This is a genomic window from Bacteroides sp. 51, assembly GCF_010500965.1.
Classification (GTDB): domain Bacteria; phylum Bacteroidota; class Bacteroidia; order Bacteroidales; family Bacteroidaceae; genus Bacteroides.
Map to the genome: position 1 here is coordinate 1 of NZ_QVMI01000111.1, position 748 is coordinate 748.

1 protein-coding gene is annotated in these 748 nt (G+C 54.8%); it reads right to left on the bottom strand.

The genetic code is table 11. The annotated features are described in order from the left end of the window. Positions 1 to 748 (bottom strand): DUF3575 domain-containing protein (locus D0T87_RS23755; RefSeq protein ID WP_163178656.1); only part of this gene is annotated, 748 nt, incomplete at both ends.

Here is a 748-nt window from a genome sequence, read left to right on the forward strand (position 1 = left end):
ACCGGCACGGATAATTTCAAGCAGGGCATACTTATCCTGCATATAAGACTGGCTAACCAATGTATCGAGCATCGCCCAGTCCTCGCCCCGTCCGCTAACAGAGAATAGGTTTTCGGGAAAGCCGTACAAGGCTTTGATCTGTTTCTTCAAGGCATCGGCACGTTTACCCGAGAGGGTAAGGTTAGACCCATAGCCGCCTTCGGGGGAAGCGTAGCCGGCTATCCGGATACCGGTGATGTTAGCATCAGGTTCTTTCCTTACCGTTTCAATCAGCGTATATATCTTTTGCAGTTCCGCAGCATTGTCTTTATACCCAGGCGTGATCTCTGAGCGGCCGGCGGCAAAGTCCAGGTAGGCTTGTCCGGCCTCATTGCGGTGCTTCACAGCTTCCGCCTGCGGGGTAACGAAGCTGGCGGTAAACTGCGGTTCATAAACCACGGTATGTACCGGAGCAGGGGCAACAGGTGTTTGTACCGGTGCGGCAGCCGCCGGTTTCTTCTTCCCGCCAAAGGTGTAGATCAGCGTGATACCAGCTTTGGTGGGACCGAAATAGTTCTTGTTTCCACTGCCCAGGCGGTCGCCACATGTACCACATGTGTACTTATCATAATCCAGGTGGGCATAACCCAATCCCAGAGTCGCTTCCATCCCCAGGTGGCGGGAGAAGTTCCAGCGGTAGCCATAGCTGGCACCGATTCCCGCACCCCAGCCCTCGTAACGGCTGTCGGCCATATTCCGCGAAAAAGGT